The 24,102-nt window shown below is 72.9% G+C and carries 21 protein-coding genes; 7 read left to right on the forward strand and 14 right to left on the reverse strand.

Going from position 1 to position 24,102, the window contains the following annotated elements; genetic code table 11:
• Positions 1–929: 929 nt before the first annotated feature.
• Positions 930–1,292, reverse strand: a complete 363-nt coding sequence (locus Asi02nite_RS29435; RefSeq protein ID WP_203717251.1) for an STAS domain-containing protein — start codon at positions 1,290–1,292, stop codon at positions 930–932.
• A 228-nt stretch (positions 1,293–1,520) separates the two neighbouring features.
• Here Asi02nite_RS29435 and Asi02nite_RS29440 point away from each other — a divergent pair, with 228 nt between their 5' ends.
• Entirely contained in the window at positions 1,521–3,176 is a 1,656-nt protein-coding gene (locus Asi02nite_RS29440) for a PP2C family protein-serine/threonine phosphatase (RefSeq protein WP_239127218.1), read from the forward strand.
• Positions 3,176–4,165: a cobalamin B12-binding domain-containing protein gene (locus Asi02nite_RS29445; RefSeq protein ID WP_203717252.1), complete on the forward strand. Its 990-nt coding sequence runs from the start codon at positions 3,176–3,178 to the stop codon at positions 4,163–4,165. Before Asi02nite_RS29440 ends, Asi02nite_RS29445 begins: the two co-directional genes overlap by 1 nt.
• A gap of 45 nt (positions 4,166–4,210) precedes the next feature.
• On the opposite strand, the gene Asi02nite_RS29450 is transcribed toward Asi02nite_RS29445, so the two are convergent.
• The 6 genes from Asi02nite_RS29450 to eccB form a co-directional block, all read right to left on the reverse strand.
• Positions 4,211–4,420, reverse strand: a complete 210-nt coding sequence (locus Asi02nite_RS29450; protein WP_203717253.1) for a hypothetical protein — start codon at positions 4,418–4,420, stop codon at positions 4,211–4,213.
• Complete coding sequence (locus Asi02nite_RS29455; RefSeq protein WP_203717254.1) at positions 4,417–5,250, reverse strand: DUF998 domain-containing protein; 834 nt, start codon at positions 5,248–5,250, stop codon at positions 4,417–4,419. The genes Asi02nite_RS29450 and Asi02nite_RS29455 overlap by 4 nt, the downstream gene beginning before the upstream one ends.
• A 172-nt stretch (positions 5,251–5,422) precedes the next feature.
• A complete protein-coding gene (locus tag Asi02nite_RS29460) occupies positions 5,423–6,547 on the reverse strand; it encodes an ATP-dependent DNA ligase (protein ID WP_203717255.1) in 1,125 nt (374 codons plus the stop codon).
• A 44-nt stretch (positions 6,548–6,591) separates the two neighbouring features.
• Positions 6,592–7,893, reverse strand: coding sequence for a hypothetical protein (locus tag Asi02nite_RS29465; RefSeq protein WP_203717256.1), 1,302 nt, complete (start codon positions 7,891–7,893; stop codon positions 6,592–6,594).
• Positions 7,886–8,248, reverse strand: a complete 363-nt coding sequence (locus tag Asi02nite_RS29470; protein ID WP_203717257.1) for a hypothetical protein — start codon at positions 8,246–8,248, stop codon at positions 7,886–7,888. The genes Asi02nite_RS29465 and Asi02nite_RS29470 overlap by 8 nt, the downstream gene beginning before the upstream one ends.
• Before the next feature lie 116 nt (positions 8,249–8,364).
• A complete protein-coding gene (gene eccB / locus Asi02nite_RS29475; RefSeq protein ID WP_203717258.1) occupies positions 8,365–9,768 on the reverse strand; it encodes a type VII secretion protein EccB in 1,404 nt (467 codons plus the stop codon).
• An 82-nt stretch (positions 9,769–9,850) separates the two neighbouring features.
• Here eccB and eccE point away from each other — a divergent pair, with 82 nt between their 5' ends.
• Together eccE and Asi02nite_RS29485 are read left to right on the forward strand one after the other, a co-directional pair.
• Positions 9,851–10,945: a type VII secretion protein EccE gene (eccE, locus tag Asi02nite_RS29480; protein WP_203717259.1), complete on the forward strand. Its 1,095-nt coding sequence runs from the start codon at positions 9,851–9,853 to the stop codon at positions 10,943–10,945.
• On the forward strand, positions 10,939–11,601 hold the full coding sequence (locus Asi02nite_RS29485) for a hypothetical protein (protein WP_203717260.1): 663 nt from the start codon (positions 10,939–10,941) through the stop codon (positions 11,599–11,601). Before eccE ends, Asi02nite_RS29485 begins: the two co-directional genes overlap by 7 nt.
• Here Asi02nite_RS29485 and eccD read toward each other — a convergent pair.
• Complete coding sequence (eccD, locus tag Asi02nite_RS29490; RefSeq protein WP_203717261.1) at positions 11,598–13,013, reverse strand: type VII secretion integral membrane protein EccD; 1,416 nt, start codon at positions 13,011–13,013, stop codon at positions 11,598–11,600. The two genes, Asi02nite_RS29485 and eccD, sit on opposite strands and share 4 nt — an antisense overlap.
• 109 nt (positions 13,014–13,122) lie before the next feature.
• On the opposite strand from eccD, the gene eccCa reads away from it, so the two are divergent.
• The 3 genes from eccCa to Asi02nite_RS29505 all read left to right on the forward strand — a co-directional run bounded on the left by eccCa (position 13,123) and on the right by Asi02nite_RS29505 (position 17,784).
• Positions 13,123–17,082: a type VII secretion protein EccCa gene (gene eccCa / locus Asi02nite_RS29495; RefSeq protein ID WP_203717262.1), complete on the forward strand. Its 3,960-nt coding sequence runs from the start codon at positions 13,123–13,125 to the stop codon at positions 17,080–17,082.
• 82 nt (positions 17,083–17,164) lie between these two features.
• A complete protein-coding gene (locus Asi02nite_RS29500; RefSeq protein ID WP_203717263.1) occupies positions 17,165–17,479 on the forward strand; it encodes a WXG100 family type VII secretion target in 315 nt (104 codons plus the stop codon).
• A gap of 23 nt (positions 17,480–17,502) precedes the next feature.
• The gene (locus Asi02nite_RS29505; RefSeq protein ID WP_203717264.1) at positions 17,503–17,784 is read left to right on the forward strand and encodes a WXG100 family type VII secretion target; all 282 of its coding nucleotides are present in this window, start codon (positions 17,503–17,505) and stop codon (positions 17,782–17,784) included.
• Between the two features lie 96 nt (positions 17,785–17,880).
• Here Asi02nite_RS29505 and Asi02nite_RS29510 read toward each other — a convergent pair whose 3' ends face one another.
• From Asi02nite_RS29510 to Asi02nite_RS29535, 6 genes are all read right to left on the reverse strand, one after another.
• Positions 17,881–18,363 (reverse strand): nitroreductase/quinone reductase family protein, encoded by a 483-nt coding sequence (locus tag Asi02nite_RS29510; protein WP_203717265.1) that lies wholly within the window; start codon positions 18,361–18,363, stop codon positions 17,881–17,883.
• A gap of 37 nt (positions 18,364–18,400) precedes the next feature.
• A complete protein-coding gene (locus tag Asi02nite_RS29515; protein WP_203717266.1) occupies positions 18,401–19,288 on the reverse strand; it encodes an RNA polymerase subunit sigma-70 in 888 nt (295 codons plus the stop codon).
• Positions 19,261–20,070, reverse strand: coding sequence for an alpha/beta hydrolase fold domain-containing protein (locus tag Asi02nite_RS29520; protein ID WP_203717267.1), 810 nt, complete (start codon positions 20,068–20,070; stop codon positions 19,261–19,263). Before Asi02nite_RS29520 ends, Asi02nite_RS29515 begins: the two co-directional genes overlap by 28 nt.
• Positions 20,071–20,309: 239 nt before the next feature.
• On the reverse strand, positions 20,310–21,689 hold the full coding sequence (gene mycP, locus Asi02nite_RS29525) for a type VII secretion-associated serine protease mycosin (RefSeq protein WP_239127219.1): 1,380 nt from the start codon (positions 21,687–21,689) through the stop codon (positions 20,310–20,312).
• Positions 21,690–22,028: 339 nt separating this feature from the next.
• Positions 22,029–23,405: a WXG100 family type VII secretion target gene (locus Asi02nite_RS29530; protein WP_203717268.1), complete on the reverse strand. Its 1,377-nt coding sequence runs from the start codon at positions 23,403–23,405 to the stop codon at positions 22,029–22,031.
• 27 nt (positions 23,406–23,432) lie between these two features.
• Positions 23,433–24,050, reverse strand: coding sequence for a hypothetical protein (locus Asi02nite_RS29535; RefSeq protein WP_203717269.1), 618 nt, complete (start codon positions 24,048–24,050; stop codon positions 23,433–23,435).
• Positions 24,051–24,102: the final 52 nt, after the last annotated feature.

Below are 24,102 nucleotides of genomic sequence, written 5' to 3' on the forward strand. Positions count from 1 at the left end.
CGCCCCGCGCCGCCCCGCGCCGCCCCGCGCCGCCCCGCGCCGCCCCGCGCCGCCCCGCGCCGCCCCGCGCCGCCCCGCGCCGCGTCGCCCTGCGTCGCCCCGCGTCGCCCCGCGTCGCCCCGCGTCGCCCCGCGTCGCCCCGCGTCGCCCCGCGTCGCCACGCGCCGCCCGCGCCGCCACGCGCCGCCCGCGCCGCCCGCGCCGCCACGCGCCGCCCGCGCCGCCACGCGCCGCGCGCCGCGCCATGCCGCCACGCGCCGCGCCACGCCGCGCCACGCCGCCACGCGCCACACCGTCCCGCTCCGCGCCACGCCGCCCCACGCCACACCGCCCCGCGCCGCGCCACGCGCCCCGGGCCACGCGCCCCGCGCCGCGCCGCCCCGCGCCGTTCTGCCCCGCGCCGCCCCGCGCCGCGCCACGCCACCCCGCGCCACGCCGCGCTGTCCCGGGCCGCGCCGTGCTGTCCCGGGCCGCGCCGCGCTGTCCCGCGCTGGGCCGCGTCCCGTGCTGCGCCACGCCGCCCCGCGCCACACCGTCCCGCCCCGCGCCGTGCTCTCCCGCGCCGGGCCGCCACGGTCAGCATCCCTCCGCGCCGGGCTGTTCCGCGCCGCTCCGCGCCGCTCCGCGCCGGGCCGCCACGCTCCGCGCCCACCGGGCGTCGCGCTGCCTCGGGCCTTTCTAAGGTCGCTTAGGGCGTCGGAGTGCTGAGGAGCATGTGTCGTGCGTTGGACGTGGATCTTGCGGTTGCCCTGAGGTTCGCGACTCTTCGTTAACGTCTCCCGCCGCGGGCCTGGCAGGGACGGGCCCCCTTGGGCCCGGCCCGGTGTCCGGCGGGAGCAACGGTCGTGCCCACCACGGACCCGGGAACCGATCCAGATCTTGATCTTCGCCAAGAACAGGCGGTGAAGGACGCCGAGTGACCTACGGAATCAAGCGGTGGCCGCGTCGGCCGCCGGCTGGGTGGCGGGACGAGAAAGCAACTCGCCCACGCCGGTGATGTCGAGGATTGAGCGTAGGAACGGCGGCACGCTGCGCAGTGTGACCGGGATGTTCGCGTCCTGGCCGCGGCGCCAGCCGTGGATCAGGATTGCTAAGCCCGTGCTGTCGATGAAGGTCAGGCGTTCCACGTCGATCGTCAGCGTGGTCGGGCCGCGGTCCAAGGCCGCCGTGAGGGCCAGGCGGAGGGCGTCGGCGCAGGGGAAGTCGAGGTCGCCGCGGATGGTGACTACCGCGTGTGTGCCGTCCGTGACTTCGACCACGAGCGGGGTCTGGTCCGGGACCAGCCGACTCACCGTTGCCACCTCCGTGCCGTTTCTGACTGGTCCACTGTAGGGCAACCATGACGAGACCGCCTGGTGGCATGGGGGCGTACGGTCGAACGGGTGATCACGTCAGTTGGCGACGCATGCCGCATGACAAACGTAAGCGTAGGGTGGGTTTCCGAAGGCTGACCGATCAGGGAGTTGCGGACCGACGTGAACACCGCCGACGTAGCGGGATCCGAGTCGGGGGGTCGCCCGGTGCCAGCCGCGGCGGCGCCCGACTGGTCCGCGGGCACGCCGTCGGCCGCTCGGCGGGCCTCCGCGATTCTGCCGACCGCCGACGCGCTCGTCGACGGCTTTCGTGAAGGTGTCGTCGTCACCGATCCCGCCGGCGTGATTCGCGAGTTCAGCCGGCCCGCCGCGCGGCTGATGCCGGGGCTGGTCGTCGGCCGGACCCTTGCCGGCTGCGGCGAAGGCCCACTCGCTCCCGGCGAGCTGACCCTCGGCGAGCGCCGCGTGCGGTGCCGCCGCGTCGAGCTCACGGTCGCCGGCACCACGAGCATCGCCTGGTACGTCGAGGACGTCACCGATGCCGTCGCGCGCTCTGATGCCCTGCTCGCCGAGCGTGGGCGCGCCCGGTTCCTCGCGACCGCGAGTCAGAAGCTGGGCAACCCGCTGCACGAGGACCGGGCGGCCCGGGCGGCGGTCCGGCTCGCCGTGCCCACGCTGGGTGAGGTCGCCGTCGTCGTGCTCGCGCCGCGGCGTGGCCGGGCCCGGTGGTGGCGGGCTACCGCCGGCGAGGGCGAGGCGCCCCCGATCGTCGACGGCGGCGTGCAACCCGCCGACGAGCTGCCGCCCGCGCTCGACGAGGCGATGCGCGGCGCCGAGCCGTCCGCGGCCGACTGGCTCGCCGACCAGCTCGCCGAGGCGGGCTGGCTGGGCGACCGCGACCCGGCCCGGGTGGCCGTGCGGGTGGTGACCCTGCCCGGCAGCGCGTCCGCGACCGGAGCCCTGCTGGTCGTGCGCTCCCACGACCTCGACGACCACGACATGGAGATGCTGCGCGGGTTCGCGGCCCGGGCCGGTGCGGCGCTCGACGCCGCCGTGCTCTACCGCGACCAGGCCGAGGTGGCCGATACGCTGCAGGCCAGCCTCTCCCCGACCGAGCCGCCCGAGGTGGGCGGCGTGCAGTGGGGCGCCGCGTACCGGCCCGCGCAGAGTTCGTTGCGGATCGGCGGTGACTTCTACGGCGCGCACGAGCTGTCGGACGGCGGGGCGCTGTTCTATCTCGGCGACGTGTCCGGCAAGGGTGTCGACGCGGCGGTCTTCACCGGGCAGATCCGGCAGGGGCTGCAGGCGTTGCGCCGCATCGAGGCCGAGCCGGCGCGGCTGCTCACGCTGCTCAACCACTCGGTGCTGGAGACCACGCGGGCGCACGGGCACGGGCGGTTCGCCACGATGGTGCTCGGGCGCGCGTACCCCGGCCCGGGTGGCGGGTTGTCCCTGACCCTGGCCAGTGGGGGCCACCTGCCGCCGGTGGTGCTGCGCGGCGACGGGACCGTGGAGACCGTCGACCTGCGCGGCATGTTGATCGGCGTGGTGCCCGATCCGCGGATCGCGTCGGTCACCCTGCAACTCGCGCCCGGGGAGACCTGCCTGCTGTTCAGTGACGGCGTCACCGAGGCGCGGGGTGGTGTGCGCGGCGAGCAGTTCGGTGCGCACAGGCTCGTCGACGCGCTGGCCGGTTGCCAGCGGATGCCGGCGCCGGCGCTGGCCGAGCGGGTCGAGCAGGTGATCGGCGACTGGCTGGGCGGCCGCAACCACGACGACATCGCGGTGTTCGCGGTGCGGGCCGTGGCGCCGGGGTCGCCCGCGCGGCATCTGCACGCCGTGCCGGATCGGCGGTCGGCGTAGTGACCGCGGTGCTGTCGCCGACGGTGCGCGAGGCGTACCCCGACTATCTCCGCTGTCTCGACGCCGCCGACGAGCACGGCGCGATCGACCTGGCGCTCGCCCTGATCGAGGGTGGCGTGCCGGCCGAGGACGTGCTGCTCGGTCTGGTCGCGCCCGCCCAGGCGCAGGTCGGCGAATTCTGGCAGCGCAACGAGTGGAGCGTCGCGCAGGAACACGCGGCGACGCACGTCAGCGAGCGGGTGGTGGCGGCGGTGGCCACCACTGTCCGGCCGCGGCCGCACCGCGATCGGATCGTGGTCGCCTGCATGGACGGCGAGTGGCACGCGTTGCCCGCCCGACTCGTCGCGGAGGTGCTGCGGCTCGACGGGTGGGACGTCACGTTCCTCGGCGCGAGCGTGCCGTCACCGCACCTCGTCTCCTACCTGCACCGGCAGGATCCGCGGGCGGTGCTGCTGGCGTGCGCGTTGCCGATGCGGCTGCCGTTCGCGTACCGGGCGATCGAGGCCTGCCGGCGCACCGACGTCCCGGTGCTCGTCGGTGGCCGCGGGTTCGGGACCGACGGGCGGTGGGCGCGGACGCTCGGGGTGCCGTTCGCGGCCGACGCCCGGGCCGCGTCGTCGTTGCTGGCCGCGCCCGTGCTGGCCGGCGTCGAGGAGCCGGCGCCGCTGGGCGATGCGGAGTACGCGGGCCTGGTCGCGGCCCGGGTCGAGTTGATCGACCTGGTGCTCGAGCGACTCGACCTGTCCCGCTACTCGCCGGCACAGATCGACGCGACCGTCGCCGATCTGGGGTACATCGTCGACTCGCTGGCCGCGGCCGTCTACGTCGACGACGTGACGCTGTTCGGCGAGTTCGTGAGCTGGCTGTGCACGGTGCTGGCCAGCCGGGGAGTGCCGCTGCACACGGTCGGGCTGACGTTCGACGTCATGGCCGATCGGCTGCGGGACTTCCCGCGGGCGCACGCCTATCTGCGGTCGACCGCCGTCTGACCCCGCACGTGAAAGATCCCGGCGGGCTCCGCCGGGATCTTCCTGCTATTCGGCTGCTTCTTCAGAGGTACGGCGTTCGATCTTCTCCGGGTCCTCGTGCTGGAGGACCGATTGCTCGGTGGCCTCGGGTTCTTCCTCCCGGATGTCCGATTCGAGCAGGATCGCTTCCGACTGTTCCTGGAAGTCGTCGCTGCCCACCACTTCCTCTTCGGGGAGCGGGTGCTCGGCTCGGGACTTGGCACGGTCGTCGGTCATGCGACCGGGTTACCCCGGTGACCGGGCCCGCTAACCGCCCCGACCAGGTCACGAGCGCTGATCGGGGTGTCCGTCGGGCTGACCGCGGTGGCGGCGGTGGGGCTGGCCGCGGTGGCCGCGGCGGTGGGGCTGGCCGCGGTGGCCGCAGTGGGGCGGACCGCAGTGGCTGCGGCGGTCGGGCTGACCGCCGTGGCCAGGGAGGCCGCGGTCCGGGCCGGGCGTGCCGCGCGGAAGACCCCGATCGAGAGGACCGCGATGATCGCGATCTCGACCACGACCAGCGACCGCTCGACCAGGCCCATCATCACCCGCTCGCCGGGGAAGGCGACGTACCAGAGCAGCCCGACACCGACGGCGCAGGAGACGCAGAGCCACCGGACGGCGGCGGCCATCCGCAGGCCGAGTCCGGCGAACCGGGCGGCGATCACCGTGGCGGCGATGGGCAGGACGACGAACGCGGCCACCGACGCGTATCGGTGGACCAGGGCGGCGGTCGACATGACCGGGATCCCCGGCGGGTCGGTCGGGACGATCGCGGCGACGAGCAGCCCCACCGACCAGATCGACATGAGCCAGACCGGCAGGCCGCGGACCGCGACGCCGACGGCGCGCAGACCGGCCAGCAGTGCGGGAGCACCGAGCGCGAGCGCGACCATCGCGATCTCGATCGTCACCCCGCGGTTGGACAGGGCGTAGTCACTGATCGTCAACTTGAGAGGGTCGTAGCCGGGACCAAGTCCGATGTGTCCGATCACCGTGGCCACGACAGCGGTGACCAGTCCAACCATGGAGACGGTTCCGAAAACCCGGGCGGCGGTGGTCTTCTGCATGCCCTTAAGGCTTCCGGCCAGGCCGTTTCACGGACATCGGGAAGCGCCCGGGTCGACCCCTTGGATCGAGCCCCGACGTACGTGGGGGGAATGTCCTGGCCCACCGCTCAGGGTCGGGAAAACTCCACCACTACCCAGGGTGCTCCCGGGCTGTCGTCACGCGGAAGCGGGGCTATTCCGGTGCGATCCGGCCCGCGAGGACGTCGGCGACGTCGAAGCGTACCGGTTGGTCCAATTGGTCGTAGCCGCAGGATTCCGGCTCCCGGTCGGGTCGCCATCGGACGAACTGGGCCGTGTGCCGGAACCGGTGGCCCTCGAGGTGGTCGTAGCGGACCTCGACCACCCGCTCCGGCCGCAGCGGCACGAACGACAGATCCTTCTCCGGGTTCCACCGGCTCGCCTCGCGCCGCGTCTCGCTGGTCGTGCCCTCGAACGCGGCCGCCCAGTTCCACGGATGGTGTGCGAAGTCGGTGACCAGCGGCTGCAACTCGGCGAACAGTTCCTTGCGCCGGGCCATCGGGAACGCGCCGATCACCCCGACGGAGCTCAGGTTGGAGCCGCCGCCGTATTCGCGGTAGGCCGCCGGCAGCATCGGGTTGGCCGGGTCGTCGTAGAGCCCGAGCAACAGCGACCCGATCGCCTCGGGTTCGGTCTTGTGCACCCGGTAGCCCGCGACCACGCAGTCCGCGGTGCGCTCATGCTTGATCTTCGCCATGACCCGCTTGTTGGGCTGGTAGGTCTCCTCGCCGCTCTTGGCGATCAGCCCGTCCAGCCCGGCGCCCTCGAACAGGTCGAACCACCGGCGCGCCACCTCCCGGTCGGTGGTGATCGGCGTCAGGTGCACCGGCGGCCGCGCGCCCCGCAGCGCCTGCTCGAGCGCCGCCCGCAGCTCGTGGAACGGCCGACCGGTGTAGTCGTCGTCGCCGAGCGCGAGCAGGTCGAACGCGATGAAGCTGGCCGGCGTCTGCTCGGCCAGCAGCCGCACCCGACTGGCGGCCGGATGCAGCCGCAACTGCAGGGCCCCGAAGTCGAGCCCGCGCGTGTCGGTGCTCGCGATGACGATCTCGCCGTCGACCACGCACCGCGGCGGCAGGCTCTCCCGCACGGCCGCGACGATCTCGGGGAAGTAGCGGGTCATCGGCCGCTCGTTGCGGCTGCCCACCTCGACCTCGTCACCGTCGCGGAACACGATCGACCGGAACCCGTCCCACTTGGGCTCGTAGAACCGATCGTCGGGGATTTCGGTCACCGACCGGGCCAACATCGGCTGCACCGGCGGCATGACGGGCAACTGCACGCCCCCATCTTGCCCCGCCGCACCGACAAACCGCGGCCCATCGGTCAGGCGGTGCCCAGCACCGGCGGTGGGACGTCGTCGGAGTCGCGCCAGACCAGGTCGTCTTCGGTCAGCCAGGTGGTGTGCTCGTCGGTCTCGTCCTCGTGCGGCTGGGTGCCCCGCGCCCCGGCCGCCGCCTGCGCCGCCCGACCCGCCGCCGACGTGCTGTTGCCCCGACCCTCCGGGCCGGTCGCGCCCTGGGCGCCACCGCCCGGTCGCCCGGCCGCCGACTGCGACCCGCTCACCCCGACGCCGCGGCCACCCGCACCCCGCGGACCCGTCGCCGCCTGCCCCGAGGCCGGGGACGGCTTGACCGTGTTGGCGCCCTTGCCCGTCGCGGACGCCGCGGTGGTCGGGCCGCCGCCCGGCGTGCCGTTGGTGACCTGGCCCAGCACCCCGCCCGGCGGCAAGGTGCTCGACGTCAGACCGGTGCCGGTGACCGAGGTCGCGTTGGGCATGCCGCCCAGTTGCGTCAGCGCGCCGACCGTCACCGCGCCGGCCGCCAAAGCCCCTTCGCCACTGCCGGTGAGCTGCGAGCCGACCTGCGTGCCGGTGTCGACGGTCGCCGCGCCCGGCGTCCCCGGCCCACCGGCCAGGCCAGGGTCGGCGGCCACGTGCGCCGGGTTGTGGATGCCCCCGGTCTGGCCGGACCCACCCGGACCGGTGCCCGGATCGAGCGCCGGCGCCCCGACCCGCGGCCCGCCGGCCGGCGTCGACGCCCGATGGGGGTCACCCTCCGGCAGCCCGGACGGCGGCGCCGGGAACGGCCGCCAGTCAGCCTGGTCGGCTACCTCGTATTGGGCGGCCACGCCGGCGACCAGCGCCGCCATCCGCTCCCGGGCGCGTTCCTTCTCTTCCTCGTCCTGGTTGTGGCCCATGATGCCGCCGATCAGCGCGCCACCGACCGTGCCCACCGGCCCCGCGACCGAGCCCTTGCCCGCACCGCTGACGACCCCGCTCCACAGCTTGTCGTTGTCGTCGTGCTCCTCGGGCGTCTCGGCCTTGGCCTGCGCGTCGGCCAGGGCCGTGCTCATCTGGCTCAGGCCGCTGTGGGTCGCCAGGAAGTTGCCCGACAACTGGCGCGAGTAGGTGGCGATCGTGCCGACCCGGTCGCGGAACTCGGTGCCGGCCGCGCCTTCCCAGCCCGCCAGCACCCGGGACAGGTCGCGGTCGATCGCGCCGGCCAGGGTGTCGGCCTGCTGCTCGGCGGACTTCCACGCCGCGATCGTGTTCTCGACCTGGCACGGGACGCCCGCGAACAACTGGTCGTAGAGCTCCCGGTGACTCATCCCCGCGTAGTCAGCCATTGCTCGAACCCCCCAGAGCCCGCTGCACCCCGCCGAGCACGTCGGCGATGTCGGCCGAGTTGGCCGCGTTGCGCGCCTCGGTCGTGCGGTAGTTGCTGATGATCGTGTCGGTGGCCGACCGTGCCGCGCGGATCGCGTCGATCAGGCGCCGGACCCGGGCCACCTGCGCGTCCTGCCGCGTGTCATGCGTGTCGGTGATCCGCTTGGCGTCGGCGAACCCGCCCAGCGGCGGCCGGGCGGCGGCGGTGCCGTTGACGGTCCGCAGCAGCGTCTCGGCCTCGGTCAGGCGCGCGTCGAGCGCTCGACGGAAGTCTTCCAGTGAGAGAATGTCGACCTTGGTCTGTTCGTTCCCCATCGATCAGATGTCCAGTCTCTATCCGGGTGGCCCCGCTCGCCGGGGTCGCCGAGCCGATTAAGAACCTCACGCTCCACAGTCGAGACTAGCGCTAGGCAACGACACTTTTCGACCCGTCAACCCGTCGGCCGGACGAACCGCTGCGCCGCCGCCGGATCCAGCACCGGACCGTTCGGTACCAGCGCCAGCAGCGCCGACGGGACCGGCAACGGATCGACACCGCCATAACCGAGCGCCGTCGCCGCGTTGACCTGACCGTCGTTCCGCAACGGGAACTTGAGGCCCTGATCGGTGATCAGATACGTCGTCGTGTCGACGCGTACGCCCGGCGCCGGCTCGACCCGGACCAGCGCGCCCTTGCCGCTCGCGACGATCACCCGGTCGGCGGTGGCCACGCCGTCAGCGCCCTGACCAGCGGCGGAGCCGGCACCGCCCGGCAGACCCGCCGGCACCGCGGCATAGCGGTGGACCGCGGGCGCGACCCCACCGGTCTGCACCGCGCACAACAGCGGTGGCGCCGCCTGCCCGGGCGCGATCGCCGGCAACGTCCGCGGGAAACCGGCCGGCTCCACCGACGCGTCCCGGACCAGCACCGCCGCCGCCTCAGCGGCCGAGATCACGGTCTCCTGCGGATCGTCGGCCAGCAGCAGCTTCGCCGACACGTCGCCGATCGTCACCAGGCCCTCGCGCGTCAGCACGTAGCGCTGCTGCCCCGCCCGGTAGACCTGGCCGATGTCACCCCGCGCCCCGCCGACCCGCCGCGGGCTGGCCTGCCCCGCACCGTCGATCACCGGCTGCCGCAGGTCAGGCCCGCCGGTGATGCCGTTGAGCAACGCCTTGCCGACCGGCACCGGGTCGACCGCCGCCAACTCGAGCGCGGTCAGCGTGATCTCGTCGACCACCCGGAACCGGCGATCACCGAAGACCACATAGGTCGCCGCGGGCCCGCTCGTGTCGGCCGGCGTGCTGACCAGCAGTGCCGTGTCAGGCCCGAGCGACGTGCCGCCGGCCGGCTCGCGACCCACGAACACCATCGTCGTCGGCCCGCCGGCACCCTGCGGCGGCGCGCCGCACACGCTCCACGGCAGGCCGAGCAGCGCGCCACGATCGGGCGGTGGGTCCGGCGCGCCCGGGATGCCGATCGGCTCACCCACCGCGTACGCACCGAGCGAGTCGCGCGACATCTGCCGGATGGCCGGTTTGTCGTTGCCCGCGAAGAGCAGGGCGGAACTCCAGTTGAGTACGGGGTGCAGCGTCTCGTCGACCAGCACGTACCGTGCGCCGGTCTCCCGCATGATGATCAGCTCACCGGTCGCCGGCCGGCCGCCGCCGGGGTTGACCAGCCCGATCACGCCGATGATCGCGAACACGATGGCGGCCACCATGACACTGCCGAACATCGCGAGCCCGAACCGCCGCATGGGCAGCTCGGTGGTCTCGGGCTCGCCGCTGAGCAGGCCCGACACGATGCGCCGGGTGATGAACCGGTGCGCCTGCACCTGTTCCTGCCGGCTGCGCATCGACGACCCTCCCCAGGCTCGCGGCCACCCTACGATAGGTGACTCGTCGTACGCTGTCCCCGCCCCTGGGGAGGAGGACGCGATGCGCACGGCTGTGTGGCGACTGGTTGTCGCCGAGATCGCCATCGTCGCCATCGCCCTCGCCGCGTTCAGCGGATCCCTCGTCGTCCTGGCCGTGGCCGTGGTGCTCGCGCTGCTGGCGGTCGGTCTCGGCTACGCGCGCCGCGACGGTCGATGGTGGACCGCCTCGCTGCGCACCCGTCGCCGCTGGCGGCGCAGGCGGGGAGCCGGTCGCGCGCTCCAGGAACATTCGATCAACGGGTACGACGATCGCGGCACCAGTGTCGGCATCGGCTGCGACGCGGGCGGCTGGTACGCGGCCGTCGCGATCGCACCCCCGCGCGGTGTCAACGGCGCCCGCGGCGTCCCTGTCCCGGTCGACCGCCTCGCCGAGTTGCTCGACGACGTGACCCTGCCGGTCAGCGGCATCCAGGTGGTCAGTTGGGCCGCGCCCGCGCCGCACCACCTGCTGCCCAGCCAGGTGCCCAGCGTCGCCTCCTACCAGCAGCTCGCCGCGGATCTGCTGCCCGCCGGCCCGGCCCCGATCGACCAGCGCGACTGGGTCGCGGTGCGGCTCGACGTGGCCGACGGCGCTGTCGCCGCGCACCGCCGAGGCGGTGGTGTCGACGGCGTGCACCGCGCGGTCGCCGCCGCCGTCGGCCGGGTGAGCAAGGCGCTGAACAGCGTCGGCGTCGCCACGGAGATCCTCGGCCCGCAGCAGCTCGCGGCGGCCGTGCGGCTCTGCGCCGGCGTCGACGAGCAGGAGCCGCCCGCCGAGGACTGGACCACGTTCTACGCCGCCGGCCTGCACCACCTGGCATTCGAGGTGCAGGGTCTGCCGCCGCGGGAGGCGCCGCTGTCCGCGCTGCTGCGCGCACCCGCCGCCCAGGTGGTGCTCTCGGTCGACCTGCGCCCCAGGCCCGGCCGCGACGACGACCGCGGCCCGGTGCTGGCGCGCACGGTGGTGCGGATGTCGGCCCCGGCACCGCAGCTACCCGACCTGGCCCGCACGCTGTCGGGCCGGGCGAGCCAACTCGGCCTGCGACTACGCCGGCTCGACGGGTTGCAGGGCCCGGCCGCCTACGCCAGCGCCCCGACGGGCGGTGGCGCATGGTGATCGGCCACCCGCTCCCACCCGCGTCGGCCGGCGCGATCGGTCTGCGCGCCGAGCACACGGGCCTGCTGCTCGGCCGGGGTGCTGACGGTGACGCCGTGCTGCTGCGCCTGTTCCGGCCGCAGCCGACGCGGATCGCCCTGATCGGCGGCCTGTGGCTGGCCCGGGTCGCCGTCTTCCGCGCGCTGGCACTCGGTGCGCGGGTCTTCGTCCGCACCTCCGACGAGCGGCGCTGGCACGGCCTCGGCGAGGTCGCGGTCGGCGACCCCGATCGCGTACGCGTCGTCACCGGTGGCCGTCCCACGGTCGCCGGCCGGTTCGGCGAGCCCGTGCTGCACGTACACGATGTCGAAGGTCAGCGGGTTTTCGATCTGCGCCCCGACGAGGCCTGGCAGGCCACGTTGACGATCTCCGCGCAGCTCACCGACACCGCGGCCGACGCGCTCTCCGTGGCCGATGCCGCGCTGGTGCAACGGATGTGGGCACAGCAGGCGGTCTACGTGGCGGCCCGGCTGGGCGTCGACCCCGACGCGGCGTCCGAAGTGGAGACTCTGCCCGACGACACGGTCGCGCTGCTCAGCGACGGCCAGGTCAGGGTCGCCTGGGTCTCCGCGACCGACATCGAGCAGCAGATGTTCGGCCCGCCCGGCCGCCTCTAGCTCTCCCGGATGGCCCGGATCCAGCCGTAGAGGCCGCTGGCCCAGACCACCAGCGGCAGGATGCCGAGAATCAGCAGGATCTCCAGGATGTCGACGGTACGGCCGAGCAGCGGCGACTGGCGGCGTCCGGCGCCGAGGGCCGCGCCGACGCTGATCGCGGCGACCACCAGGAGCCCCACGACGATCAGGGCGAGCCGGCCGACCATGCTCGCGTCGACGAAGCCGGCGACCGCGAGCGCGGCGATGGCGATCACCCCGGCGCCGAGCAACGGCAGCCGTTGCGCGATCGAGATGAACCAGCGCGCCCGCATGAACAGCAGCAGGCCGAGCGCCGCGCAGAGCGCGTACCCGGCCGTCCCTCCGGTCGTGACCAGCGCGATCGCGGATCCGGCCGCGATCAGGCCGACCGCCCCGAGCATGCCGGCGAGCAGGTCGTCGGCGCGCTCGGCGAGCCGCAGCACCCGCGCGCCGTCGACGGTCTCGGTGTCGCTGCGCAGGTCGTCGGTGCCGGACGGCACGGTCGGCACGGGCAGCCCGGCCAGCCGGTAGGACATCATCGGCATCGCCGGCACCACCACCAGGGCGAGCGCGAGGACGATCGAGGCGGCCCCGGCCGGTGTGGCACCGAAGATCATGCAGATGGCGGCGGCCACGCCCAGCCCGAAGGCCGCGGCGGTGGCGGCGAGGAAGACCTGGCCGTACGCGGCGACGGCGGCACTGCCCGCGACGGCTGACACGAAGACCACGGCGGCCGCGCAGACCAGCAGGTCAGGGGCCGCCAGGGCGCCGAGTCCGCGGTCACCCGCGAACAGGGTCAGTCCGCCGACGGCGGCGTACACCATGGACACCAGGGCGAGCAGCAAGCCGTTGCGGTGATCGCCGAAGCCGCGCGCCGCGACGGCCGAGGTCGCGAGCAGGAGCAGCGCGAGTACGAGGGCGATGGCCGGCGCGACGCCGCGGGGCGGGCCGGTCAGCGCGAGGGCGACGGCACCGCCGACCAGCGCGGCCGCGCCCAGGCCGAGGCCGAAGACCTTGGTGCTGCTGGCCGACCAGCGACCGGGTCGCATCCGGGTGGCGGTGGCGATCGCGTCGACCACGTCGTCGAAGACGGGCTCGGGCTGTTCGCCGCCGCGCGGGCGCAGGTAGAGCAACTCGCCGTCGCGGATCTCCAACTGGGCCGGCGACTGGGCGATGTCGAGCGCCGGGCCGGCCAACCGGGCCAGCGACCAGCCGTACCGGCCGTCGGGCTCGTCGGCCAGGCGATCACCGGCGAACCGCAGCAGCGTCGGCAACACGTCACCGAGCGGCACATCGGACGGTAGCGCGAGGTCGACGCGGGTCTTCGGAGCCACGATCGTCACGCGGCTCGATCCGGCCGTCGGGGCGCCCGCCACGATGTCCTCCTCGTCCACAGGCCGCGCCCGGGCGTATCGCGGGCGCCACCGCTTCCGGCAGAGTACATACGATGGCCCCGGCCCGGTGTCCACCCGGGCCGCCAGCGCCGCCCTGGGGAGGAGAGGCGTGAGCACCGTCCTGTTCCGTCGGCCACCGCGCCGGCCGGGTCCGGCCATGCCGCGCGGCGAGTTGCTGGTCGAGTCGCCGCCGGAGCTGCCCGAGCAGCTGCCCCGCGGCATCGGCCAGCTGCTCATGGTGCTGCCGATGGTCTGCGGCGTCGGTGCGATGGCCTTCCTCTACGCGGGTCGCGGCGGCGGTGCGGTCACCTGGATCGCGGGTGGCCTGTTCGGTGTGTCCATGTTGGGCATGGCGATCGGCACGATGGGCAACGGCGGCAACAAGAAGGCCGAGCTCGACGCGGAACGCCGCGACTACATGCGCTATCTGGCCCAGATCCGCAAACGCGTACGCCGGGCGTCCGACCAGCAACGCGCGGCGGCGATGTGGGTGCACCCGGCGCCCGACGCGCTCTGGTCGCTGGCGGCGTCGCGGCGCATGTGGGAGCGGCGGTCGACCGACGAGGACTTCGGCCAGGTCCGCATCGCGGTCGGCCCGCAGCAGCTCGCCGTCGACGTGACCCCGCCCGAGACCAAGCCGGTCGAAGACCTCGAGCCGATGTCCGCGATCGCCCTGCGCCGCTTCATGAACACCTTCCGCGCCGTGCCCGACCTACCGATCGCGCTGTCGCTGCGGGCGTTCGGCCGGGTGTCGTTGCGCGGCGACCGCGCGCAGGTGCTGGCGGTGACCCGCGCGGCGATCGGCCAGCTCGTCACCTTCCACTCGCCCGAAGACGTCCGGATCGCGCTGGTCGTCGCGCCCGAGCGGGTCGCCGAGTGGGACTGGGTCAAGTGGCTGCCACACGCCCAGGTCGACCGCGTCGTCGACGGCGCGGGTTCGGCCCGGCTGGTCTTCGAGTCGATGACCGAGCTGGAGGACGCGCTCGACGAGGAGCTCGCCAGTCGCGGCCGGTTCAACCCGTCGGCCAAGGCGCTGACGACCCAGGCGCACCTGGTGGTGATCCTCGACGGTGGTGAGGCTCCGGCGGCGGCCCAGCTCACCGGGCCCGGTCTGCTCGGCACCACGGTGTTCGACCTGTCCGGCGTAGTGCCCCGCGACGCCGGCCGCTGGCTGCTGGCGCTGACGGTCAACGGCGACCGGATCGAGGTCAACCAGGGCAACCGGAGCACGTCGCTGGGCCGGGCCGACACGCTGGCGCTGTCCGCCGCCGAGTCGCTGGCCCGCCAGCTCGCTCCTTTCCGGCTGTCCCACCAGACCACCAGCGAGGAGCCGCTGTCCCGCAGCCCCGAGCTGCCCGAGCTGGTCGGCGTCGGTGACGCCGCGGCCGTCGACCCGCGCCGCAACTGGCGTCCGCGCCCGGTCCGCGAGACCCTGCGCATCCCGCTGGGCCTCGGGCCCGACGGCGCGGTGGTCGAGCTCGACCTCAAGGAGTCGGCGCTCGAGGGCATGGGCCCGCACGGCCTGATCATCGGCGCGACCGGCTCCGGCAAGAGCGAGTTGCTGCGCACGATCGTCGCCGCGCTGGCGATCACCCACTCGTCCGAAGAGCTCAACTTCGTGCTCGTCGACTTCAAGGGCGGTGCGACCTTCGCGTCGCTCGACGCGTTGCCGCACACCAGCGCCGTGATCACCAACCTGGCCGACGAGCTGCCGCTGGTCGACCGCATGCACGACGCGATCGCGGGCGAGTTGCAGCGGCGGCAGGAGCTGTTGCGCTCGTCGGGCAACTACGTCTCCCGGCACGAATACGAGCGGGCCCGCGCCGGCGGGGAGAACCTCCAGCCGCTGCCCAGCCTCCTGATCATCTGCGACGAGTTCAGCGAGCTGCTGGCCGCCAAGCCCGACTTCATCGACCTGTTCCTGCAGATCGGCCGGCTGGGCCGTTCGCTCGGCATCCACCTGCTGCTGGCGTCGCAGCGGCTCGAGGAGGGGCGGCTGCGCGGGCTCGACACGCACCTGTCCTACCGGATCGGCTTGCGTACGTTCTCCGCCGTCGAGAGCCGCATCGTGCTCGGCGTGCCCGACGCCTACGAGCTGCCCAACGCGCCGGGGCACGGCTATCTCAAGATCGACACGCAGACGATGCTGCGGTTCCGCGGCGCGTACGTCTCCGGGCCTTATCGGCAGGCCAACGCCACCGGGTCGGCGGCCCAGGCGCGGGTACGCGGTCAGGTCGTGCCCTACACGATGGCCCACGTCCCACTGCCCAAGGCGCCCCCGGTGCCGGCCGAACCCGTCCCGGCGGCGCCCGCGGGGCCCGAGGCGGCGCGCCAGGTGACGATGCTCGACGTGGTCACCGGCCGGCTGCGGGGCCAGGGGCCGCCGGCCCACCAGGTCTGGCTGCCGCCGCTCGACCAGCCGGTGCCGCTCGACGCGCTGCTGCCCCAGCTCCAGCGCGACCCCGACCGGGGCCTGCAGGCGGCGGGCTGGCCGGGTGCCGCCCGGCTCGCGGTGCCCGTCGGCGTCGTCGACCGGCCCTACGACCAGCGCCGCGACCCGATGGTCGTCGACCTGTCCGCCGCGGCCGGCAACACCGTGATCGTCGGCGGGCCGCGGTCCGGCAAGAGCACGTTGCTGCGCACGCTGATCTCGTCGCTGGCGTTGACGCACACGCCGCGCGAGGTGGCGTTCATGTGCCTCGACTTCGGCGGCGGCACCCTGCGCGGGCTGTCCGGGCTTCCGCACATGTCCGGGGTGGCCGGCCGGCGCGACGTCGAGGCGGTGCGCCGGTCGGTCGGCGAGGCCACGGCCCTGCTCGACGAGCGCGAGCAGCGGTTCACCGAGCGCGGCATCGAGTCGATCGGCGCCTACCGCCGGATGCGGGCGACCGGCCGGTTCCCCGAAGATCCGTTCGGCGACCTGTTCCTGGTCGTCGACGGCTGGGGCACGCTACGGGAAGACTTCGAAGAGCTGGAAACGCGGATCACCCGGCTCGCGGCGCGCGGCCTCGGCTACGGCATCCACGTGGTGGTCACCGTCAACCGCTGGGCCGAGCTGCGGATGAACGCCCGCGACCTGTTCGGCACGCGGCTCGAGCTGCGGCTGGGCGACCCGACCGAGTCCGAGATCGACCGCCGCGCCGCGGTCAACGTGCCGAGCGGCGCGCCGGGCCGCGGCCTCACGCGCGACAAGTTGCACTATCTGAGCGCGCTGCCGCGAGCCGACGGGATGGGCGACCCCGACACGCTGGTCGACGGCACGGCCGCGATGGTGGCGGCCGTCGCGGAGTCCTGGGTGCACCCGCCGGCACCCAAGGTCCGCCTGCTGCCGCGCCGACTACCGGCCGACGAGCTGGTCAAGCTGGCAGGCACCGACGCGCCGGGTGTCGCCATCGGCCTCAACGACTCCCACCTGGCGCCGGTGCGCCTCGACTTCTCGGTCGACCCGCACCTGCTGGTCTTCGGCGACGTCGAGTCGGGCAAGACCAACCTGCTGCGGTTGATCGCGCGCTCCATTGTGGATCGCTATACGCCGCAGGAGGCACGGCTGGTCATCATCGACTACCGCCGAGGCCTGCTCGACGCGGTCTCCGGCGACCACCTGCTCGGCTACGCGCCGTCGGCCACTGTGGTCGGCGAGATGGTCGGCTTCCTGCGCGACTCGATGAAGCAACGCTTGCCGGGCCCCGACATCACGCCTGACCAGCTACGCAGCCGCAGTTGGTGGCACGGCCCAGAGCTGTTCGTGATCGTCGACGACTACGACCTGGTCGCCACGACGGGCAACAATCCACTGTCACCATTGCTGGAACTGTTGCCCCAGGCCAGCGACGTGGGCCTGCACCTGATCCTGACCCGCCGGGTCGGCGGCGCGGCGCGAGCCCTTTACGAGCAGGTCATCCAGCGGATGCGCGAGCTGGACACACCCGTTTTCCTCATGTCCGGCAAGCCCGAGGAGGGCGCGCTGGTCGGCAGCCTCAAGCCGAGCCCGCAACCGCCGGGCCGCGGCACGCTTGTCCGCCGCCAGGACGGGCAGCAATTGGTCCAGACCGCCTGGATAGAGCCATGACGATCCGGGGCTGCGCTGTGACGGCCGCGTCCGTTACGGTGAGTCCGGACATGTCGCACGAGTCAAGCAAGGGGTGAGTGTTATGGGTCAGCCGTTCTCGGTTGATGCCGCGACGCTCCACAAGGCTGCGGGGGATGTGCGGTCGACAAGGTCTGATGTCGACGGTGATCTCAAGCGGCTTTGGGGCGTGTTGGACGATCTGGCTGTCGCATGGCAGGGCCAGGCCTCCGCCGGTTTCCAGAACCTGATGACGCGTTGGCAGGGTGACGTCTCCAAGCTGCTGACCGCGCTGGACAACATCGGGGACCTGCTCGACCAGGGCGGCACCACGCACCAGGTCAACGACGAGCAGCAGAACGAGATGCTCAACAAGTTCAACTCGGCCTTGAACCCGTGATCTGAGCGAAGGATTCCGAGATCATGTCGCAGATCCAAGTCAACTACGCCGCGCTCGAAAACGCGCAGTCCCAGATGCAGTCGATCTCGAAGACCATCGACGGCCGCCTCGACGCGCTCCGCTCGCAGCTGCAGCAGATGCAGTGGAACGGCTCGGACCGCGAGGCCTACCAGGCCTACCAGGCCCAGTGGGACGCGGCAGTAGCCGACATCAACGCAATCCTGAGCGAAATCGGCGCCGCCGTCGGCGTCGCCAACCAGAACTACATCACGACCGAGGCGAACAACGCCAAGGTCTGGGGCTGACGCCCCAACGCCATCCGCAGCCGACGCCCGGGCGACGCCCGGGCCACGCTGCACCCTGCGGCGGCCCGCGCCCAACGGACCGGGTGTGACGCCCTTCTAGAACGGCAGCCCCCGTTCGGGATCATGGCCGACGTTCGAGGTTGAGGCCGCGTGTGTAGCGGGAACGCCTTCGAGGACGATGACGGGGAATACCCGGTTGGTGTTCTGCTCGTAGGGGGAAGTGCCGTCGGAGACCGTGCGGTAGAGCCGGTCGCGTTCCTCACCTGCCACGATGACGGCTCGGGCGCGGTAGGAGTTGCCGCCGAGTTCGACCGTCACCGCTGGGTTGGCTCGCAGGTTGTGGAACCAGGCGGGATGCCTGGGAGCACCGGCCTTGGAGGCGACCACGAACACGCGGCCTTGGTCGTCGACCTGGAAGCCGAGTGGCACGGTCGCTTGCCGTCCCGTCCGCGCGCCGGTCGTGGTCAGCAGCAGGATCGGGAACGGCGGTTGGCTGACCCTGCCGTGATTAGCGCGGAACTCGCTGATGACGCCCTGGTTGTAGGTCCGGAATTCCTCGTCAGATGGCACTGTGCTCATGATGTCTCCTTGGTTCTCGAGGACAGCCAGCTCGTACTCAAGGCCTCGGTGTAAAGGGTTCCGTCAGTTTCGGGTCTCCGAAGAGGGCGATCGTGACGATCCCTTCCTGGGCGACAGTCAGCACCGCCACGCCGAAGGGCTCGCCGCGGAACCACACCGCCGCGGCCGGCTGGCCATTCGCCTCGGTCGCGACCATCCGCCATTCCCCCGGGGCGCCCATTGACGGCGTCGCGAAGGCCAGGCACGCCTCACGACCGGTGTACGAGGTCGGGGAGCCGACCGGCACGATGGCCGCATCCGCGCGCAGCACGTCACGGAAGGCGTCGGCGTCGGACGCCTCCCAAGCGGCGATGTACCCGGCGAGCAGCGCTTTGGCCCGGGGCGAGGCCGCGTCCAGCACGTCGTCGCGGGCCGGTGCCGCCTCGGCGAGCCGGGCCCGGGCCCGCTGCAGGGTGCTCTTCACGGCCGGTACCGACATGCCCAGCACCTCGCCGGTCTCGGCCGCGGAGAAGGCCAGCACCTCCCGCAGCAGCAGGACCGCCCGCTGCTGGGGGGTGAGGTGCTGCAACCCGGCCACGAAGGCGAGCCGCACGCTCTCCCGCGCGACCACCAGGTCGGCCGGATCCGTCGGGAACGGCTGCAGCGGCGCATCGAGGTCGTCCGGTCCGAGACCGGACAGGAGCGCGCGCCGCCCGCGGCCCTCCAGCGCGGTCAGGCAGACGTTGGTGGCGATCCGGTAGAGCCAGGTGCGCAGCGACGAACGCGACTCGAAGGTCGCCCACCCGCGCAGCGCCCGCACGTACGTGTCCTGCACCACGTCCTCGGCCTCGTCATAAGCGCCCAGCATCCGGTATGCGTGGGCGAGCAACCCCGGGCGTTCCGCCTCGAACGCCTCGGTCAGAGCCCCAGCTTCGGGCGTACCCACGCGGCCAACCTCCCGATCGCCTCGTCGGCAACCGGTGAGCGTCCGGCGGCCATCTGGAACGTGTGCAGCTGCCCGTCGAAGACGTCGAGCCGTGCGTCGGTCAGCTTCGCGAGGCGCTCGCTGTCACCCCGACCGCTCTCGTCGCCGCCGCACTGCACGTACACCGGCGGCAGCGCGGACAGATCGGCGTAGAAGGCGTTGACCTCCGGCGCCAAGCCGCTCGTCCCCTCGGCCAGGTACTGCTCGATGAGACCCTGCACCATCGGTCGGGTGAAGAACAGGTCGGTGCCGGCGTTCTCCTCGTACGACGTCGCGGTCTGCGCCGGGTCCATATCGATCCACGGCGACAGCAACAGCAGCGCGGCCGCGCCCGGCTCGCGGAGGGCGACCTGCACCGCCAGGCCGCCGCCGGAGGAGTCACCGGCCAGCGCCACCGCAGCGGTGCGCGCCGCCGCCCACCGGAACGCCGTGACCGCGTCCTCGATCTGCGCCGGGTAGCGGAACTCGGGAGCGAGCCGGTAGGTGGCCAGCAGCACCCGCACGCCGGCCGCCTTCGCGAGGTGCCCGTACATCTTGCGGTGGGTATACAGCGACCCGCCCACGAAACCGCCACCGTGCAGCGCGAGGATCGCCCGGTCGCGGTCGGCGTCGTGCGGGACGAGCCACATTGCCGGCACGCCGCCCGCCGACACCTCCGCGTAATCCAGGCCGCGCGGTTCCGCCGTCACGTCGCCCCACTGGTCATCCGCACCCATGTCCCCGACGGCCCACCGGGCGTACATCTCCCTTATCGCATCCATGCCAGTACAGACCGCGGAGGTGCCCGAAAGGAATCGCGAGGCACCCACATCGGCTACGTATCCGGACGTCGATCGTTCAGGTGACTGCTGGACGTCCACGGAATGTCCGCTCGTCATCGGCACGGTTCGCCCACCAGTCGGAGAGGTTCTCAGTAATGCGGCTACTGCCGCCGCCCGTGCCGCCCGTGCCGCCCGTGCCGCCCGCCAGCCCGCCGCTCGAGTCAGGACGGCGGCACTTGGGCCCGTCCGCTGTAATTCGAGCTGGTTTGATTCGGCGGTTGGCGGCGTTCCGGCGTCGGACTTTGCTGATGCGCATCTGGTTGCCAGCTGAGCGGCTGATGCCGGCCAGACGTTTCCTCGGCCCCCTTGTCTCCGCGAAGACGAGCCTTCATACCGGAGACCGCCGCTTCTGAAGGCTGACCTGCGTGGTCCTTTCGAGACCGACGCGCTGCTGGAGCGGTCACCGGTTCTCCTATCGGTGCGCTAGCCGTTCCCGCCCGCGCGCCGCCCGTTCTCGCCGGTGCGCCAACCTTTGTCGCTTGTGCGCCGACCGTTCCTGCCAGGACGCCGCGGCGACGCGTGCGGCGGGCGACTCCTGCGCTGATCGCGATCACGAGCGCCAGCGCCGCGAGCCCGGTCGCCGTCCATGTGGCCAGCGCGCGGGTGCCGCCCATCGGATCCTCGGGTAGCGCGACCGGGGCGAGGGCCGCCGCGGCGGGCGATGGCTCCGATGCTCCGGCGATCGCGGTCAGGGCGCGATAGGGATTGATCATGCCGAAGCCCACCTGGTTGTTGCGGCCCTCGGCCGGGTGATCAGCGGTCGCGGTGATGCGCGCCGCGACCTGCGCCGGCGTGAGCGTCGGCTCGGCGGACCGGATCAGCGCCGCGAGCCCCGACACGTACGCGGCCGCGAAGCTGGTCCCACCGTCCTTGAACTGCGCGTACTTGTCGCCTCGCGGCATCGGCCCGTCAACCTCGGCACCGGGCGCCGCGACGTCCACATAGGGCCCCGACGTCGACGTGTTGACGTGATGCCCGACCTTGTCGATGCCGGCGACGGCGATCACGCCCTCGTACGCCGCGGGATAAGCCGTCTGCTCGCTCCCGTTGCTCCCGCCGTCGTTGCCGGCCGCGGCGACGACCACGACGCCACGATCGAGCGCGTACTCGATCGCGTCCTCCAAACCGGCCGTCGGATCCGTGGTCAGCGACAGGTTGATGACCTCGACATCCTGGTCGGCAGCCCACTTGATGGCCGTAGCGATGTCCGCCGACGTGCTCGGGTTGAAGTCCTTCGTGAGATCCCGCAGCACGCGGACCGGCAGGATCTCCGCCTTCGGCGCGATGCCGCTGAACACCGAGCCTTGAGGCGTACGCCCGGCGATCACCCCGGCAACCAACGTCCCGTGCGCCACCTCGTCACATTGCCCACGGGCCGACGGCTCGACGAAGTCCCGCCCCTCCAGGACCTTGCCGGCCAATGCCGGGTGCGTCGCCGAAACCCCCGAATCGATCACCGCGACCGTGATCCCCGCACCCTCGCTGATGGGCCATGCGAGATCAGGCCGCAACTGCTGCAGGGGCCACGGCGTCTCGGTCATCGCCTGCCCCGTATCGGGCCCGCACGACGGCGCCCGCCCCGCAGCCGCCGCGGGGACGTTCACACGCACGGCCGCCGCCGGGACGTTCATACCCGCGGACGCCGCGGGGACGTTCACACGCGCAGCCGGCGCCGGGACGTTCATACCCGCGGCCGCCGCCGTTACGTTTATACCCGCGGCCGCCGCCGGGACGCTCATACCCGCGGCCGCGACGGCCGCAATCACCGCCGCACCGGCGACCCCGGCCATCAGCCGCACAGCGCGCGGGGCACCGAGACGCCAAGGCGACGACCATGTCGGAGAGACGTTGGACGTGGACATGTGCGACGCCTCGACCGGTCAGTTGCCGAGGACCGGGGGCGGTGGGGCGTCGTTGTTGTCGCTCCACACGTTGTCGTCCTCGTGTAGCCAGCTGTCGTACTCGTCTTCCTCACCGTGCCCGCCGGCTCCTGCCCCGGGCCCGCCGATGAAGCCGGCCCCGCGCCCCGCGGCGCCCTTGCCGGTCGCTCCACCGCGGCCCGCGCCGCCGCCGCCCGCCCCGACGCCGCCGATGCCGGCCATGCCGCCCGCACCGCGCCCGGCGCCGCGACCGCCGCCAGCCGCGCCGGCACCGATGCCACCCACGGCGCCTGCGCCGCCGGCGCCCAGTCGACCGCTGCCCGCGCGGGCGGTGCCGCCGCCACCACGGCCCGCCGCGCCGCCGGCCATCGGGGCGATGGTGGGCGTGACGGGCTTGCCGAGCGATCCGCCGCCAGGGATCTTGCCGAGGCCACCTGGGCCGACGCCGATGCCTCCGCTGCCGAGACCCGCGCCGCCGCCGAGCCCGGACGTACCCAGCCCGCCCGAGCCGAGGCCGCCGCCGCCCAAACCCGGGGGAGTGCCGGTGGTCAGGCCGCCGCCCGCGCCCGCCAGGCCCGAGCCCGGCTCGAACTCGCCCAGGTCAGGGCTGGTGGGCTTGTCGATCGGGGAGCCGTCGAGCAGGCCCGGCATGTTGCCCACTCCGCTGCCGCCAGGCTTGGGTAGGTCCAGGCCACCGGCACCGGCACCTGCCCCGCCGCCACCGATGCCGGGAACGCCCCCACCGCCGACGCCCGGGCCGCCACCGCCCAGGTCGGGAGTCTCCAGGCCCGGGATGTTGTCGGTGCCGACCACGGCCGCGTTGGGTGCACGGTCGGCCGCGGCCTGGTGCTGCGCGCTGACCGTGTCGTACGCCGCCCGCGCGTCGCCCTCGACGTCGGTGAGCAGCTTGCGGAACTGGTCGCCCAGCCAACCCGCGAAGCTCATCGGTGCGTTGTTGAAGAAGCCCGCCTCGAGCTCGACCTCGAGCGCCCCCGGGCCGAAGGAGATGCGCGCGTCGCGCGCGGCCATGATCTCGCCGAGCATGCTCGCCGGGACCGGCATCGCGGCCTGCGCGGCCTGCAGGTCCTGGGCCGCGGTGCGGAGCGTCTCGACGATGCCGACACCGCTCTCGGGCGCGGCGCTGTCGGTGAGCCTGGTGAGCTCCTTGCTCACGGACTTCACCCGCTCGGTGAACGCGTCCGCGGCCTTGCCTGTCCAGAACGCGTCGATGCCCTTGATGTCGCGTTCCAGCGAGGTGCAGACGTCGCGTACGTTGCCGATCAGCTCCTGCCAACCGAGCGCGGCATCCTCCACATCACCGGGACGGCCGGCGATGACGACGTGGTTGACCATCGTCGTCCAGTCGGTTGGCGGCATCTGCTCTTTCCTCCCCCTGGCAGATCGCTAAATCTGGTGGTCCTTCGCCGAGGCCTCGGTGAAGATCGAGGCCCACTGCTGCGCGGTGAGCGCGTTCCGTTCCTCGGCGGCCGCGTAGTTCTCTTTGATCTTGCCAAGCGCGTCGACCGTGTCGTGGATCTGCTCGATGGTGAGCTCGAGCCCATTGCGGAAGGACTCGTAGACCTCGGTGTGCTTGAGATGGACCTTGCCCGCGCCCGGGAACTGGCCCAGCGTCGGAGCGCCCGCACTTGCCGGCCCGTCGATCTTCTCCAGGATGCCGGGCATGGCGTGGTAGAGCCGGCCCAGGTATGCGGCCCGCTCGCGCAACCAGTCCTGCGTGGACTCGAGCGACGCGAGGTCGACACCGGTCTGCGCGCCGGGCGCCGCCTCGGTCAAACCCCTGGGGGCGACGTCGGGGCGTGACGTGCCGACGTTGGCCTGGTCCGAATGCAGGTCGAAGGCGAACGGGCGGTCCCAGTCGGCGCTGATCCGGTCACCGTTGTTGTCAACGGTCATGACCGAGCCATCCTTGAGCGTCAGCTCCACAGTGTTCTGGTCGATTCGCCGGAAGCTGTCGACCTTCGCGTCAAGCTCCTCGTTGCCCGACTCGAACTTCTCCCCCATCGCGACTCCCCAGGTCTCGGCGGCCGTTGCTGGTGCCGGACGTCAATGCGTA

This window comes from Asanoa siamensis (assembly GCF_016862555.1).
In the GTDB taxonomy this organism is placed as follows: Bacteria; Actinomycetota; Actinomycetes; order Mycobacteriales; family Micromonosporaceae; genus Asanoa; species Asanoa siamensis.